This is a genomic window from Pedobacter sp. ASV1-7, assembly GCF_040203335.1.
Lineage (GTDB): Bacteria > Bacteroidota > Bacteroidia > Sphingobacteriales > Sphingobacteriaceae > Pedobacter.
This window is the reverse complement of sequence record NZ_JBEHBV010000010.1, coordinates 187531-203507: the sequence shown is the minus strand read 5'-3', so window position 1 is coordinate 203507 and position 15977 is coordinate 187531. Positions and strand designations below refer to the sequence as shown.

General features: G+C 43.2%; 18 protein-coding genes and 1 pseudogene. 16 read left to right on the top strand and 3 right to left on the bottom strand.

The window, feature by feature from the left end; all coding sequences use genetic code 11:
* Nucleotides 1-611 precede the first annotated feature (611 nt).
* The 6 genes and pseudogenes from ABDJ41_RS20855 (at nt 612) to ABDJ41_RS20830 (ending at nt 6718) form a co-directional block, all read left to right on the top strand.
* Nucleotides 612-2384 (top strand): reverse transcriptase domain-containing protein, encoded by a 1773-nt coding sequence (locus ABDJ41_RS20855; RefSeq protein WP_502930341.1) that lies wholly within the window; start codon nt 612-614, stop codon nt 2382-2384.
* Nucleotides 2385-2499: 115 nt separating this feature from the next.
* A pseudogene (locus tag ABDJ41_RS20850) lies at nt 2500-2718 on the top strand (DUF4134 domain-containing protein); the annotation flags it as partial.
* An 84-nt stretch (nt 2719-2802) separates the two neighbouring features.
* Nucleotides 2803-3153, top strand: a complete 351-nt coding sequence (locus tag ABDJ41_RS20845) for a DUF4133 domain-containing protein (RefSeq protein ID WP_349788063.1) — start codon at nt 2803-2805, stop codon at nt 3151-3153.
* On the top strand, nt 3150-5609 hold the full coding sequence (locus tag ABDJ41_RS20840) for a TraG family conjugative transposon ATPase (protein WP_349788062.1): 2460 nt from the start codon (nt 3150-3152) through the stop codon (nt 5607-5609). Before ABDJ41_RS20845 ends, ABDJ41_RS20840 begins: the two co-directional genes overlap by 4 nt.
* 18 nt (nt 5610-5627) lie before the next feature.
* On the top strand, nt 5628-6005 hold the full coding sequence (locus tag ABDJ41_RS20835; protein ID WP_349788061.1) for a hypothetical protein: 378 nt from the start codon (nt 5628-5630) through the stop codon (nt 6003-6005).
* A 29-nt stretch (nt 6006-6034) separates the two neighbouring features.
* A complete protein-coding gene (locus tag ABDJ41_RS20830; protein WP_502930357.1) occupies nt 6035-6718 on the top strand; it encodes a conjugal transfer protein TraI in 684 nt (227 codons plus the stop codon).
* Here the strand turns inward: ABDJ41_RS20830 and ABDJ41_RS20825 are convergent.
* Entirely contained in the window at nt 6715-7083 is a 369-nt protein-coding gene (locus ABDJ41_RS20825; protein WP_349788059.1) for a VOC family protein, read from the bottom strand. The genes ABDJ41_RS20830 and ABDJ41_RS20825 overlap by 4 nt on opposite strands.
* A 33-nt stretch (nt 7084-7116) precedes the next feature.
* On the opposite strand from ABDJ41_RS20825, the gene ABDJ41_RS20820 reads away from it, so the two are divergent.
* From ABDJ41_RS20820 to ABDJ41_RS20780, 9 genes are read left to right on the top strand one after another with little or no spacing between them, the layout of a single operon-like run.
* Complete coding sequence (locus ABDJ41_RS20820) at nt 7117-7782, top strand: hypothetical protein (RefSeq protein ID WP_349788058.1); 666 nt, start codon at nt 7117-7119, stop codon at nt 7780-7782.
* A gap of 2 nt (nt 7783-7784) precedes the next feature.
* Complete coding sequence (locus ABDJ41_RS20815) at nt 7785-8411, top strand: TerB family tellurite resistance protein (protein WP_349788057.1); 627 nt, start codon at nt 7785-7787, stop codon at nt 8409-8411.
* A 35-nt stretch (nt 8412-8446) separates the two neighbouring features.
* A complete protein-coding gene (traJ, locus tag ABDJ41_RS20810) occupies nt 8447-9631 on the top strand; it encodes a conjugative transposon protein TraJ (RefSeq protein ID WP_349788056.1) in 1185 nt (394 codons plus the stop codon).
* A gap of 10 nt (nt 9632-9641) precedes the next feature.
* Entirely contained in the window at nt 9642-10277 is a 636-nt protein-coding gene (gene traK / locus ABDJ41_RS20805) for a conjugative transposon protein TraK (protein ID WP_349788067.1), read from the top strand.
* Nucleotides 10264-10485: a hypothetical protein gene (locus ABDJ41_RS20800; RefSeq protein ID WP_349788055.1), complete on the top strand. Its 222-nt coding sequence runs from the start codon at nt 10264-10266 to the stop codon at nt 10483-10485. The genes traK and ABDJ41_RS20800 overlap by 14 nt, the downstream gene beginning before the upstream one ends.
* A gap of 25 nt (nt 10486-10510) precedes the next feature.
* Complete coding sequence (gene traM / locus ABDJ41_RS20795; protein WP_349788053.1) at nt 10511-11563, top strand: conjugative transposon protein TraM; 1053 nt, start codon at nt 10511-10513, stop codon at nt 11561-11563.
* A 1-nt stretch (nt 11564) separates the two neighbouring features.
* The gene (locus ABDJ41_RS20790; RefSeq protein ID WP_349788052.1) at nt 11565-12623 is read left to right on the top strand and encodes a hypothetical protein; all 1059 of its coding nucleotides are present in this window, start codon (nt 11565-11567) and stop codon (nt 12621-12623) included.
* Between the two features lie 19 nt (nt 12624-12642).
* Entirely contained in the window at nt 12643-13650 is a 1008-nt protein-coding gene (locus ABDJ41_RS20785) for a hypothetical protein (RefSeq protein ID WP_349788051.1), read from the top strand.
* Between the two features lie 56 nt (nt 13651-13706).
* Nucleotides 13707-13889 carry a BF3379 family histone-like protein gene (locus tag ABDJ41_RS20780; protein WP_131607471.1) on the top strand — a complete coding sequence of 61 codons (183 nt, stop codon included), beginning with the start codon at nt 13707-13709 and terminating at the stop codon, nt 13887-13889.
* Between the two features lie 68 nt (nt 13890-13957).
* Here ABDJ41_RS20780 and ABDJ41_RS20775 read toward each other — a convergent pair whose 3' ends face one another.
* The gene (locus tag ABDJ41_RS20775; RefSeq protein WP_349788050.1) at nt 13958-14887 is read right to left on the bottom strand and encodes a hypothetical protein; all 930 of its coding nucleotides are present in this window, start codon (nt 14885-14887) and stop codon (nt 13958-13960) included.
* Nucleotides 14888-14979: 92 nt separating this feature from the next.
* On the opposite strand from ABDJ41_RS20775, the gene ABDJ41_RS20770 reads away from it, so the two are divergent.
* Nucleotides 14980-15282 (top strand): hypothetical protein, encoded by a 303-nt coding sequence (locus ABDJ41_RS20770; RefSeq protein ID WP_349788049.1) that lies wholly within the window; start codon nt 14980-14982, stop codon nt 15280-15282.
* On the opposite strand, the gene ABDJ41_RS20765 is transcribed toward ABDJ41_RS20770, so the two are convergent.
* Nucleotides 15274-15975 (bottom strand): hypothetical protein, encoded by a 702-nt coding sequence (locus ABDJ41_RS20765; RefSeq protein WP_349788048.1) that lies wholly within the window; start codon nt 15973-15975, stop codon nt 15274-15276. The two genes, ABDJ41_RS20770 and ABDJ41_RS20765, sit on opposite strands and share 9 nt — an antisense overlap.
* Nucleotides 15976-15977 lie beyond the last annotated feature (2 nt).

Here is a 15977-nt window from a genome sequence, read left to right as displayed (position 1 = left end):
GGTGCGCCCATATAGGGTTGTTAATAAATGTGCCTTTGGCAAGGCATTGGGTTAGTGTTCAAAAGACCCAACATTAATCAGCTAACTCGTGAGGGAAACCAATAACGGGAAACATAGCCTGCTGATAAAGCTATAAGTCAGTTAGTTATCAGACTGCGACTGAATAGTGAGATGAAAAAACAGATATAAGGATAAAGTCCTGATTGATTGAATGATAGCCTGAGTGTTCTTTGCCGTGTTTATGACGTAAGATAACTAAAATCGTCATACTGTAATACTCCCAGATTCCCTGCCTATCGTGGGAGCTAGAACAAATTACAGCACAACTGCAATATGCAGTAAAAGGTGGAAGTCATATCCGATAATCTGTTGCGCCATAATTATTAACAACTAAATGGGGATTACCTAAATCGGAATGCCACTGGCGTGGCTATGAGAGTAGTCTCTGAATATCCGGTATGGTAACGGAGTCTTCGTAGTAGTCCGAGCAAGGGAAAGCCTTGTACATGGCGAAGGAAGACAGCTAATATTTTTTAATACTAATAAAGGAAAATGTGTGAGACATTATGAGAAGTCCGCAAAATGTATTAAACAGTCTAACAAGACACAGTATGGTTCCAAACTATAAGTTTGAGAAACTATACAGGATTTTATTCAATCCTGAGATGTACTATGTTGCCTATCAACGTATTTATGCGAAGCCAGGTAATATGACAGCAGGTTCTGACGGCAGTACTGTCGACGAAATGAGCCTTGCAAGGATTGAAAAGCTAATCGGTGCCATTCGTGATGAATCGTACCAACCAAAACCTTCAAGGAGGACATATATTCCAAAGAAAAAAAGCGGAAAAAAACGTCCTCTGGGGATACCAGTATTTGATGATAAATTGGTACAAGAGGTAATCAGATTGGTGTTGGAAGCGATTTATGAGGGACAATTTGAACATTGCTCTCATGGCTTCAGACCCAAACGAAGTTGCCATACTGCACTAATGCAAGTTAAAACTACTTACCGTGGAGTAAAATGGTTTGTTGAAGGCGATATTAAAGGTTTCTTTGATAACATCGACCACGATGTTTTAATCAATGTCCTGAGAGAACGCATAGAAGATGACCGTTTCATTCGGCTTATAAGGAAGTTTCTAAATGCTGGGTATGTTGAAGATTGGATTTTTCATAAAACGTACAGTGGAACTCCGCAAGGTGGAATTGTTAGTCCAATTCTGGCTAATATATACCTGGACAAACTGGACAAGTATATGAACGAATACATCCAGAAATTCGACAAAGGAAAAAAACGGAAAGCAAATCCTGAAACAGCTAAACTTCAAAGTAGAAGAGCTTTACTGGTCAAGAAACTAAAAATTGTAGAGGATGAAACTGAAAAGTTATCTCTTATCAGCGAGATAAGAACTATTGAAAAAGAAAGAACCCTAATTCCTTATGCAAATGAAATGGATGGGAATTACAGAAGATTAAAATATGTAAGATATGCAGATGATTTTCTGATCGGTGTAATTGGTAATCTGGAAGATTGCAGGCAAATCAAAAAGGAAATTAAAGACTTCCTCAATGATAAGCTGAAGCTTGAACTATCAGACGAAAAGACTTTGATCACCTATTCAGAAACTCCTGCTAAATTCTTATCATACAATATTACTGTAAGAAAATCCAATCTAGCAAAAAGGGATGAGAAGACTAGAAGTTTAGATCGTGTTTATAGTAAAAGGGTCGTTTTAAAAATGCCTGAAAATGCGATGAGGGACAAGTTGATTGAATATGGTGCTGTCAAGTTTGATCAGTATCAAGGGGAACAACGGTGGAAGCCATCAGCAAGACCAAGGTTATTTAATAATGACGATCTGGAAATTATAAGTCAATACAACTCCGAAATCATAGGGTTTTATAACTACTATTCAATAGCGTTAAACGCTGGAGCGATTAACACCTTCAAATACTTCATGGAATACAGTATGTATAAAACCTACGGGAGAAAACATCAACTGTTCATTCCACGAGTAATTGAGAAGTACAAAATTAATGGTGAGTTCACCATAAGGTACACAAATAAAAAAGGTGAAAACAGAATCAGAGTCTTATACAACAGAGGTTTCAAAAAGAAAGATGAAGCTATGACATCCCGTGTGGATAGTTTTCCAAAGTGGGATGATATGTTTTCTACAACCAGTTTAATAGACAGGTTGAAAGCTCAAAAATGTGAATTGTGTGGTTCGGAAGGAGAACTTCAGATGCACCATATAAGAAAGATGAGTGACATTAATAAGCAAGGCAAAGCGCCTTGGCAAATTAAAATGATCGCCAGAGCAAGGAAGACAATGGCAGTGTGTATACCCTGCCATAAAAAGATTCATCACGGAGGTTAGACTGCGAATATTAGTGGAGAGCCGTATACATGGAGACGTGTACGTACGGTTTGGGGGAGAGACCTCGGAAACCTATTATAGAAATATAAAAAGGCGCTGGGTTCTTATCCTACGGATCAGGGCTGCGGCGGATCAGGTGTCGGGTTATTTTGATACGGGATGTGATCTGGTGTATGCGATCGGTGCAGTAGTGGGCTTGATCGGGGCGGTGAAAGTTTTCAATAAGTGGAATGCGGGTGAGCCGGATACCAATAAGGTGGCTGCGGCATGGTTTGGCAGCTGTATTTTCCTGGTGATTGTGGCAACGGTACTGAAGTCTTTCTTCGGGGTTTAGGGTTAACGGGTGCTCAGCGGGCGGGGTTTAGCTTAGGATAAGATGGCGCATGGCCTCGTCCGCTGTTTGAATTAAAATTTTAAGATGATGAGTTCAATTTATCAAATCAATAAGGGCATTAATAAGCCAATTGAGTTTCGGGGTTTGTATGGGCAGTACATTGCGTATTTAGCGGTAGGTCTGGTTTTGCTGTTGCTGAGTTTTACGCTGATGTATATTCTGGGTGTTCCGCTGGTCGTTGTGGTGCCTGTTGTTGTGTTTTTGGGCACTGCTTTGTTTTTAGTCGTGACCAGATTGTCTAAGCGCTTTGGGGTTCATGGATTGAGTAAGTACTTTGCTAAACGCGGATTACCTGTTTACCTGAAGTTTTCTTCAAGGCGGGTGTTTACGGGTTTGCGGGTAGTACAAAGTAATGCAGAAAGGCAAAGGGTATGATCGGGATTGAAAAAATAATGCCGGTATGGAAGGTGGAATCCGGGGCGATGATTTCTATGTTCGGGGATGTAACGATTGCTTATGAGCTGACTTTACCAGTGATCGGTACGCAGTCGGTGGCGGATTTTGAGGCATTGCACCAGGCTTTTGTAAAGGCGATCCGGGTATTGAATCCGGGAACAGTTTTTCATAAAGCGGATTGGTTTCAGCAGGCGAAAGTTGGGGTGTCGGGTAGTTCGGATAATGTTTTGTCTGGTGCTGCTGTGGAGTTTTTTAAGGATAGGACTTTCCTGGATCACCAGTGTTTTGTGTTTTTAACGCAAAAGCCTTTGGGCCGTAAGTTGTCTTCTTCCAGTTATTCCAATATCCTGCGGAAATCTATTGCTCCGGTTCGGATGCAAGATGAAAAGTTGTTTGCCGGTTTTTTATCGGCCTGCGGGCAGTTTGAGCGGATTCTGCTGGATACTGGGGTACTGGGTTTGCGCAGGCTAGTGGATGCGGAGTTGTCCGGGACAGCGAGTAAGCCGGGGGTGATTGAAAAGTATTGTTTCCTTTTGCGACGTGGTCAGCAGCCGGTGATCAGGGATGTTCACATCCGGGATGAAATCCGTATTGGTGATCAGCATTGCCAGTTGTATACGCTTTCGGATGCGGTGGATTTACCTGCGATTTGTGGTTCCAGGATCAATTATGATAAATATTCTACGGATAAGACGCGCTTTAGTATTGGTTTTGCAACGCCATTGGGTCAATTGCTGGATTGTAACCATGTGTATAACCAGTTTATATTTATCGGGGATGCGCAGAAAACAATTAAAGCGCTGGAGGCGAAGAAACTGCGTTTGCAGTCTTTATCGGCTTACTCACGTGAGAATGCAGTGGGCAGGGATGCCTGTAATGACTTTTTAAATGAGGCGGTAGTGACGCAGAAGCTGCCGGTAAAGGCGCATTTCAATGTGATGTGCTGGTCAGACCAGGTTTCGGAACTTTCGGAATTGAGAAATAAGGTGGGCTCAGCGATGGCGGTGATGGATGCAGTGGTGAAGGAGGAAAGTGATGGTGCGGCGCAGATCTGGTTTGCGGGGATGCCGGGTAATGAGGCGGATTTTCCGATGAATGATACTTTTGACACCTTTGCCGAACAGGCGGCTTGTTTTCTGAACCTGGAATCGGCTTGCAGGTCTGATGCTACCGGGGTCAGGTTGGGGGATCGTTTGTACGGCCGTCCGGTTTACCTGGATCTGTTCAATGCACCGATGAAATCGGGATTGATCACCAACAGGAATCTTTTTTGTTGTGGTTCATCAGGTGCGGGGAAGTCACTAGCGATGTGTCATTTGCTGCGTTCACTGTACGATGATGGGGCGCATTGTGTAACGATTGACATTGGAGGCAGTTATAAAGGTTTGTGTGATGCGCTAAAGGGTTATTATTTTACCTATACCGAGGAAAATCCTATCCGGTTTAATCCTTTTTATATTGCTAAGGAAGATGTGCTGGATGTAGAGAAAAAGGAAAGCCTGAAAACTTTACTGATCGCGCTCTGGAAGAAAGACAGTGAGGATTATAACCGCTCGGAGTATGTGGCGATTTCAGGGGCGATTACTTTGTATTATCATTATTTATCTGTTCATCCGGAGGTTTTTCCTTGTTTTAATTCCTTTTATGAGTTCCTGCTCCAGGAGTATATGGTGGTGCTTCGCAACGGGGATGTAAAGGAGAAGGACTTCGATTTGTCGAATTTTGTGTATGTCTTAAATCCTTATTACAAGGGCGGGGAGTTTGATTATTTGCTGAACGCAACCGAGAACCTGGACCTGCTGAATGAACGCTTCATTGTATTTGAGCTGGACAAAATCAAGTCGCATGAGATCTTATTCCCGGTGGTGACGATCATCATTATGGAAATGTTCATTTCTAAAATGCGCAAGCTGAAGGGTAAAAGGAAGATACTGGCGATTGATGAGGCCTGGATCGCCATTGCCAAGACCGGTATGGCTGGATTTATCAAATATTTGTACAAAACGGTAAGGAAGTTTAACGGGATAGCGGCTTTGATTACCCAGGAGGTAGATGATTTGATTTCTTCTCCAATCATTAAAGAAACGGTGATCAACCTTTCTGATACCAAGCTTTTTCTGGACATGCGCAAGTTCATGAACAAGTTTGACAAGTTGCAGGAAGTGCTGGGTTTGTCGGATAAAGCGAAAACGATGCTGCTGTCGCTGAATAAAGCAAATGAGCAGGGCAAGCAATACCGGGAAATCTTTGTGGATCAGGGCGGCCAGCAGATGAATGTCTACCGGAACGAGCTCTGTCTGGAGGAATACCTTATATATACTACAGAAGAAACGGAGAAGATGAAAGTGGAGGAATATGCGGCTCGTTATGGTGATATCCATAAGGGAGTTGTAGCTCTTGCTTCTGATATCCGCAGTGGTAAAATCAGTTTATAACCTTTAAAATTTTTAATCATGAAAAATTTCAAATATGCATTTCTGGGTGTTGTAGTTTCGTGTTTGTTTTTTGCTGGCTGTAATGTTGGTATTGAACAGCAGATTCCTGGTACCTATGTGAATCAGGCTTCCTCTGAATTCAGTATCGCTTATGATACTTTGGTGGTGGAACATGACAAGGACCTGAATTACCTGATCCAGCGTAAAACTGGTTTTCAGCTGATCGATGAGAAGGGCAGGGTTGGAGATTTGCAGTTAGAGCGGGAAGAATGGAAAGCGGTGTATGACCCGGGCTCACAAAGTATGACCGAGAACCGTAAGGGAAGGGTCATTTCATTTGACATTAAACATGGGTTGTTGATGCTGGAAAACAGCAGGTATCAGCGCATTAATTAACAAAATTTATGAAGACATTAAAACAGTATATGAGAACCTATATGGTTGTCCTGCCCCTTAGTGCCATGACTTTGCTGGTTGCTTTGCCCACTGGGGCAAATGCGCAGCTGGCGATTGTGGAGGTGATTAAGGCGGGGGTAAAAAAAGTCATTAAGGCGGTTGACCTGAAGGTGCAGCGGCTGCAAAATGAAACGATCTGGCTGCAAAATGCGCAGAAGGTGATCGAAAACCAGTTGTCGAAATTGAAGCTGACGGAGATTTCTGACTGGACGGAAAGGCAGCGTGTGTTGTATGCGGATTATTACCAGAAGCTTTGGGAAGTAAAAGCTTTGATTGCTACTTATAAGCGGATCAAAGACCTGGCGGAGGTACAGGCGGCTATGGTCCGGGAATACAAATGGGCAATCGGTTTGTTCAATAAGGACAAGCATTTCAGCGCGGATGAATTGCTGCATATGGAAGAGGTCTACCGGGGTATTCTGGATGCGAGCATCAAAAACCTGGACCAGGTGTTTGTGGTGGTGAATTCTTTTAAAACGCAGATGTCTGATGCGAAAAGGTTGGAACTGATTGGTTCGGCTGCTGAGCAGATGGAACAGAATTATGCGGATTTAAAGCAGTTCAATAACCAGAACATCACTTTGTCAATCCAGCGGGCGAAATCAGCTTTTGAAGTGAAAACCTTAAAGCGGATATATGGACTGGAGGATTAAAGTATGGGCGGGGCGATGGCTTGTCCAAATACCAGGGTATTGCCGTCCGGGTCATCTACAGCGAAATCCCGCATCCCATAAACGCGGTCTTCCAGGGTTACTGAAATGATGGCTCCGTTTTCAGTCAGCCGCTGGTAATGCTCATCTACCTGATCTATGTCTATGCAGAGGTGAGCGCTTCCGGTAGGTTTTTTTCTGCCGGGATTTTCCGAACCGCTGATGTGAATGAAGACTTCGTCTATAAACAGTCCTGCATATTCCCCGAACTCGAAATCAAAAGTGAAGCCCAGTATCCTGGTGTAGTAATCAAGAGCACTTTTAAAATCGCTGACGTGGATCACTGTGGCTGAACTGAATGCTTTCATGAGTCTTGGTTTTAGTCTATTAATTACAAACGAATGTATAAAAGTAAAATTATAAAAATTAAAGCACTCTGCCTGCTGGTTGTGGTGTTATTGGTAAGTGTTTTTCCACTTTCTTCATCAGCTCAGACCTGGTCGGAATGGTTTAAGCAAAAGAAAACGCAGAAAAAATACCTCGTGCAACAAATCGCGGCACTGGAAGTCTATGCAGGGTATCTGAAAAAGGGCTACAAGATTGTTGATGGAGGCTTGTCTGCCATCAGGGACATTACCCATGGGGAGTTTAACCTGCATGGTGCCTTTATCTGTTCTTTGAAACAGGTCAGTCCGGCCATTCGCAAGGATGCCAGAATTGCGGAAATTATTGCTTTGCAGGTTTCGATTATGAAGGCTTTTGGAAGTGTCAAAGGCAGCGCTTTTTTATCTGCGGAAAACCTGGACTATGTCGCGCTGGTTGCCGATCAGTTGATTGCGGCCTGTTATGATGACCTGGAGGAATTGCTGCTGGTGATTACTGCGGGCAGGCTGGAAATGAAGGATGATGAACGTTTGTCCAGGCTGGATAAGGTATATGAAAGTATGCTGGAGAAATCTGCTTTTACCCAGGATTTTATCGGCAATGCCAGGCAGCTGATCCGGCATAGGCAGTCTGAAGCGTTTGAGCTGGAGGATATGAACAGGATGTTTCACTTTAAAGAATAGCGATGAAGAATTTGTTTTTAATGTTATTGCTGTTGTGCTGTTGTTCTTTTGGAACTTTAGCGCAGTCGCAGGAAGCGCAGCAATTGCTGCTGAATGTGGAAAAGCTCAGTCAGCTGAAAGGGATTCTGACCTCGATGAAAAAAGGTTACGATGTACTGTCCACGGGTTACAAATCGGTGAAGGATATTGCAGAGGGTAATTTTTCTTTGCACGAGGTTTTCCTGGATGGGATGATGCTGGTGAGTCCTGAGGTGAGGAAATACCGAAGAATTGCAGACATCATTTCCGATCAGTCGGCTATTGTTTCCGAATACAAATCTGCTTTTAAACGGTTCAGCGCTGGTGGTAATTTTACGGTTGCTGAACTGGAATACCTGGGGAAAGTTTACGGGGAATTGTTCAGCCAGAGTCTGGATAACCTGGATCAGCTGGCGATGGTGATTACTGCGGGGAAATTGCGTATGACTGATGATGAACGCTTGCAGGCCATTGACCGGATTTTTGCGGATACACAGGATAAACTGATGTTCCTGCGGAGTTTTAACCGGCAGACCAGTTCGCTGAATATGCAGCGGCAACGGGAAAAGGCGGATGTTGACGGATTGAGGAAGTATTATAATGATTTGTAACGTGCTCAACGCGCGCTAAATTTAATTCGATAATTATGATCAAGATATTTTTAATAACCGCATTTTTTGCGGTACTGGCCATGCTTTTGCCCATACTGTCCTTTGGGCAGAGTGGTGCAGACTGGGCAGGATATATTGGCGGGATGCAACCGGTACTGGACAATGTGTACCGGGATATGCTGCCACTTTGCAGTAAACTGACCGGGGTGGCACGAGGCCTGGCGGGTTTTGGAGCTTTATGGTATATCGCTTCCCGGGTATGGCGGCAGATTGCAGCGGCTGAAGCGGTGGATTTTTATCCTTTACTGCGACCTTTTGCCCTGGGGATGGCCATTATTCTTTTTCCCTTGGTGATTTCGCTGCTGAACGGGGTATTGCAGCCTGTGGTTTCTGCTACCGGGGGGATGGTCAAGGATTCGGATAAGGCGATTGCGACTTTGCTCAAACAAAAGGAAGCCGCTGTAAAGAAGAGCAGGCAGTGGCAGATGTATGTAGGGGAATCGGGGCAGGGTGATAGTGAAAAGTGGTACCGGTTTACACACCCTAAAGATCCGGACAGAGAAAAAGAGGGGGTTTTTGAAGGGGTAGGTAATGACATTAAGTTCTGGATGGACAAGAGTTATTACAACTTCCGTAACAGCATCAAACAATGGATGAGTGAGGTGTTACAGGTCTTGTTTGCCGCGGCTGCCCTTTGTATCAATACCGTCCGGACTTTTCACTTGATTGTGCTGGCGATTCTGGGACCGCTGGTCTTTGGCTTTGCGGTCTTTGATGGATTCCAGCATACCTTAACGATTTGGCTGGCGCGGTACATTAACATTTTTATGTGGCTCCCGGTAGCTAATATTTTCGGGACGATCCTGGGACAAATCCAGCAGAACATGCTGAAAATAGATATTTCGCAGATTGGATTGGAGGGAGATACCTTTTTCAGCCCGGCAGATACCGCGTATTTGGTGTTTCTCATTATTGGCATATTCGGGTATTTCACTGTTCCTGGTGTGGCCAATTACATTGTCAATGCCGGTGGGGGAAATGCGATGCTGTCCAAAATCAATAGCCTGGTAGTCAGCGGTGGACAAATCCTGGGAGATCAGGTTCACAAGGGAAACAACATGCAGCAGGATGCTTTTGGCGATATGGCCAGGAAAATGTCCGGCGGTATTGCTTCTTCTGAAGGCAGTGACTATTTCAATGACAAAGTATCTGGCAAGTAAATTTTGTATGATGTTCAAACAACTTAAAAATATAGACAGTGCTTTTCAGCACATTAAAAAGTTCAGCCTGTTTTTCTTGCTGGCAAATGTAGTGACCCTTTGTTTCGGTATTTATAAATTCTGCGAGGTGATCCACGCGGAAAGACAAACGGTTCATGTATTGTACAACGGGAAGCTGTTGCAGGCTTTTGCCTCAGACCGAAAAAGTAACCTGGAGGTAGAACTGCGGGATCACATCAAGACTTTTCACCAGTATTTTTTTAACCTGAGTCCTGATGATAAGGCCATTCAGGCAAGTATGGTCAAAGCGCTTTACCTGGCTGATCAAAGTGCGAAAAAAGCCTATGATAACCTTCGCGAGCAGGGTTATTACAACAACCTGATCTCAGCCAATATTTCCCAGGAGATTACAGTAGACAGCACGCGGCTGGATATCAATGTATATCCCTATGCTTTTACCTGTTATGCCACTCAGAAGTTATCGCGCTCCAGTAGTACGGTATTTCGTAAGCTGGTTACCCAGGGAACGGTCAGGGACTTGAAAATCCAGACGGACAATAACCCGCATGGCTTTCTGATTCAAGGCTGGGAAACTTTATTCAATGCAGATGTCACTGCTAAACGATCCGGTCATGAGGCTATTTAGTAAAAGAAAAAATCGGGGTTTAAGCAGCAGGCAGGAGCAGACTGCCGGACGAATTGCATTAGCAATACTGAGCTACCAGCAGCGTGTCGCGGATTACCTGAATGGTAAAACCGCTGGCATTTCCAGTAAAGGCTGGTTGATGCTGCTGATTGTATTCTGCGCTGGCTTTGGTCTTTACTGCCTGAGTTTACTGCTGCAACTCCTTTAATCATTCACCATTAAAATTATTTGATATGAACAAACAACGAGTAGACAAGCGCAGGATTTTGCTGATTCTGCCGGTGCTAGTGCTGCTGTTTTCAGCATTGGCCTTTTATGCCATGGGTTGGGGGAATCCTGAAAAGTCTGAAGCTGAAACGCAACCCAAAGGAATTAATGCCAATCTGCCGGATGCGCAGTTTAAAGCCCAGGAACCAAAGGATAAAATGGGCATTTATAAACTGACTGAAAGTGGTTCCGATACCAGTAATGGTATTGAAGCTGTTGCGGGGCGGTTTGGTTTTGCGCCTGTGGAAGATCCCCAGACCAGACAGATCAATGAGAAGCTGGCTGCGATCAACAGGGAAATCAACAGCCCGGCTGCTCCAGTTAAAAGTTATGACCAGCTAAACAGAAAAACGGCTTTTTCGGTCGATGCGCCAATGGGCAAAGATGTAGCCAGGCTGGAAAGCCTGATGAAAAACATGCAGCCACCTGCTGAGGAAGATCCGGAAATGGTACAGCTGCATTCGCTGATGGATAAGATTATGGCGGTGCAGAATCCTGAACTGGCCAGGAAAAATGTTAAACCTGTTGCCGGGGAGGTTGACAGCCTGTTTAAAGCTATTCCTGCGGTCATAGCGGGTAACCAAAAGGCCGTGCAGGGTTCGGTTGTAGAACTTCGCCTGCTGGATAGTGTCCGGCTAAACGGGCAGCTCATCCCCAAGGGGCACCTGGTATTCGGCCTTGCAGAGTTCAGCAATCAACGCCTGAATTTGCAGATCCGCAACATCCGGCTGGGTACTTCTGTTATCCCAGTCAATCTTACGGTATTTGATAAGCGAGATGCCATGCCCGGGATCAACGCACCAGAGGCTTTATTGACAGATGCGGTAAACAGGGGGAGTGTCGATGCGGTGAGCAGTATTGGTCTGATGGGTTTTGACCAGAGTTTAAGCACGCAGATAGCGGGTGCGGGACTGGATGCAGCGAAATCTTTGTTTAATAAAAAAGTTAAAAGGGTTAAACAGAAGTTGAAAGCGGGTTATCCTTTGCTGCTTCGGGACAATACCAAAAAGCTGAAATAGCATGAGCAGGCAAGTTAACCGGGCTATTGTACTTTGCGAAAACTGGCAGGATAAAATGATTATGCTGGAGGAAGTGTTTGGTAGGGATATTGAAAAAGACATCGCCAGGCAGAAGCATGACTTTTTACGGGCAGGAGTGGATCGGATTGCTAAGGGGGCAAGTTCGGATGAAAAGCTGGTGCTTGATATGGTGAAAAAAACGGTCAATAAACTGGAAAAACAGCTTTATCCAAACCCGGTGCTGCGCGTGTTGCGCAGGCTTAAAGCGGTGTTATTTGACCGGCCTATCCAGGCGGCTAAGTTTAGGCAGTTGAAAAATGAGAACCTTGCAAGTCTTAGTGAGAAAATTGGAGCAATGGGGTTAAATCCTGATCTGCTTCAGCTGGATCGTAAACTTGATTTTGAGCGGGCGAAGACCTCGATTGAGCTTGTTTCTCCATGGGGGACCAGTAATTACCAGGTGAAGGTGAATTTTGAAAAAGACCTTTCCGGTAAATACCAGATGTTCAGCTATACGGGAACGCTGAAAGATCCGATCAGCCCTGAAAAGAACCGCTCTTATACTTTTGATGTGGCTTTGGGTATCAATGCCAGGGAGGCTGCTAACCTGTTACAGGGAAGGGCTGTGCTGCGATACTATTCAATTGGTGGAGACCGGATGGCTTCTAAATGGATGCAGCTGGATTTCAAGAATCTGACTGCTGATGGGAATCCGCTTTTAAAAGAGACACCGGCTGATCACGATTTTAACCTGAGGGCAGAGGTGAACCGAATTGCTGAGGTGCTGAACAAACCAGAACTGGCTAGTGTACGAGCGCTGAATGGTATGGAACAAGGCAACCAGATTGCTTTAATGCAGGAAAATGGTAAGACGACTTTTTTGCAGGCCAATCCTTTGAATAAACAGGTTTTGATGCTGAATGAGAAGCAACAGCCGATTACGCTGGAACAGTTGAAAAAGCAAAAGGAAGCTGCGTTGAAGCCTCAACAGGCGAAAACCAGGGTAAAGACGATACAGCGCAATAAGAAACAAAAGCAGGATCTATCCCTGCACATTTAGTTAATTAAAAATATTTAAGATGAACAGAAATTCATTGGAAGATTTCAGGGAGCAGGCGGCTGCCCTGAAAATGCCTGCTGGAATGCAGGAAGCGATTGAAAAACAAATGGAGAAAAATCTGGAGACTATTGCTGTAACTGCGCATTTGCCTTCACATAAAGGGCATTTGGAAGTTACTGCTCACCTGAAAAGAGGTGCCGGAGATTCGGAGTATTATTTTTTCAATAAGTATGATCTGGCTTATAACAATAAGGTAAAGCCATTAGGGAATGACTATCAGTATGCGGTGAGAACTGATGTCAAGGATGGCGTGGTATTGGAAAAACCACTGCTGCGCAGGTTTGATAGTCCTATTGCTGCTATAGATTTTTTTAACAAGCAGAAAGGCAATAGTGAGTTGTTTACAGGAAAAGTATCAGCAAATGGAAAATTGACTGAAGGTCAGTCCCTGGCAACCATGAACGATGGCAAGGTGGATTATGTTACCCGTGATTTTCAGGGACCTTATCGCAATACTGTGGTAAAAAATACGGTGTATGTGAATAAAGGAGTGGGATTTAATATGACTCAGAGCAGTAATATGCTGCAGGGAGGATCTGCCCACAGGGATGATTTGGTCAGCCGTGCGGGTGAGCAGTACCAGGCCTGGAATGTCTACAAGTTTGATGAACCCCGTGATAAGTACGGGAATCTTGTCATCAAACAGTATGGTGAGGGCTATCCTTTTAACCTGGAGAAGGAATTGTCGAACTACAGGATTAAGGAGCTGGAAAGCCCGGAAAAATTTAATGCTATTGTGGCAGCGATGAAAGATGGGGAACGCCCGGTTGTTACTGCATTAACGGAGACGGGGGAACTAAAGAAGTTACAGATGGAGGCCGTACCAAGGTTTGGTAACCTGAATTTCTTTAGCCTGGACAATAGGCCTGTCAACAGGGAGCAGTTTCAAAAAGTGGTTAAACAAGGAAAGGATATTTCCGCTGGAAAGGAGAAGGGTGCCTCCCAAAGCCAGGAAATGTCGATGTAGCGCATTTGGCGTTTTCATCAATTAATTTATAAATTCACCCCCTTAAACTATTTATTATGTCAGCATTTGAAAAATTGAAAGAATTGGTAGCTGCTACTGAAGCAGATGCAACAGCTTTTTACACTAAAGGAAATAAAGCAGCGGGAACTCGTTTGCGTAAGGCTTTCCAGGATATTAAGGTATTGGCTCAGGAAGGACGTAACGAAGTCACTGAACTGAAAAACAAAGAGAGTAAATAGCAGTATAACTGTTTTGGGAATTATGAATCCCTGCATCAGGACTGGTGCAGGGATTTTTAGTTTACATCTTATTTATCAGGATACCAGCTCCAGTCTTTGAAAAACTCTCTGTAGTGAATATCTTTATATTCCACTTCTTCAACAGGGGCTTTTCTAGATATTCTTATCGAAAATACGTCTCCCATCCCGCTAACGACCTTGCCGTAATTTTCATTTACTGTATTTAGCAGTTCGTGATACAACGTGTAAAGTACTAGGGTTTCATGAAATCTGTCTGTCCATTCTTCAAAAGATAATACCCTTAATTGGCTGTATGGATCTTCTTTAACATAGTTATTAAGCTGTATATGACGCCCAAGAATGGAATACTGAGAGTGTGCGATTGAATTTCTTACCTGAAAGTTATAGGTGTTTTTGAATGCACTATAAAGCCGTGGGATTACACCTTTAAATTTATCCCGTATTTTATTTCTGATGATAACGTCCCTGGTTCCAGTTGCTCCTTTTTCCCTGCTGGTGGTCATCAGTTTATAATGCCAGTCATAGGGTTTTCCTTCCAGCAAATTAGCAAGTTGAAAGAACTTTTTAATGAATGTGTCCGATTCCCATATTTTAATATAGATCAGCATTTCGGTCTGGATGGTAATCGATTCATCGAAATTTAAATCATCTATTTCTTTTCTTCTGTCTTCAGAATATTCCACGCTTTTTAAATAATCAGAATATATCACAGCAGAAACATTATGTTTTACGTACTCTCCGATAAAATCATGATGTGTATGTTCAGAGTGCCCTTCATGGCTTGGGCCAAACATATATGGACTCATTTTTTCATCAAGATTATCCCAGGTATGAACTTCGGGATTATAAAAAGCATTTAAATGAACTAGTAACAGGTCACCGTCATGGGTTTGCTTTTTTAGTATATGGTGGTATAACTCTTCGAAATTTGGCTGTAACTCTCGATACTTAGCGTCTAAAAGATTCTTAAATAACATACCTAAAGGTAAATTGTTTTTCTGGATTATGTGATGCCACTTAGTTCCCGACTTCTTCGATATATATATTGAATTATGTTAATTTTGAAATTATGAATTACAACTTGAATACTTTTGTGCAAAAATATCAGCATAAAGATCTTGGGGAGATATTGGCATTTCTCTTTAGGGAAGTGCCTCATCTTGACGGGCTATATGCAAAATTAAAGAGGAATCAGGATGATGGAGGTTTGATCTTCTACAGGGCGCACCTCGGTGATTTCTTGTTTTTCTTACAAAACGGTGTAGTTCCTGCCGGAATTGGTAAAGATGGGCTGGCATTATTCAGACCGATATTGGAGAATTTAGTTCAAAAAAACACGTTTAAACCGGAGGTGCTGAATTTGTTAAATTGAATTAATGGATTTTTTTCGATTCAAGTCTGAAATTTTCCAAAGCATATAATTCATGGAATAAAGCATCTTAAATGCCTTGCAGGACTGTTCAAGCAGTTGTCCCCAAGGTGTATTGAAATCCCATTTCATAACCAATGTGCCTAAATTGACTTGATATTCTGCGCCAAATGGATTGTTTTTCATCACTTCTAGTTGCTGGAGCATGAAGCTTCGTATCAATTGAAATACTGAGCTGGTTTTGTTTTCCATAAAAGGACGTAACTCCGGGCTTAATAAGGTTGGGCAATTGAGTTCGAGCTTACCTATAGTTTTCAATTCCAATAGCATTTCCCAAAATTCATCTGTCATATGCCTGAGATTTTCAGGATGTATCATAAATGATTCGATATAAAAAGTGTCTTGATCAACTCCCCAGTAAAAGTTAATATCTAGCTTTTCCGAATTGAGGTATAAGTGCTGTCCAAATACATTATGTGAGCATTTTGATATATCCCAAGTATCTTTGAATTTTCCATAAGTAATGAAATTTTGAGCGATGGCGTATAATAGATCATTCGTCTGATAAAAAATCCTGGATACTTCTTGTGGATCTGTAACCCCAGAATGAAATGGAAGATCCCAGTGCTCTTGTAACTGCTCATCCCATTTTTCAAAATTCTTCTCATTTGCGCTGATGATCTTTTCAATGGTCATAT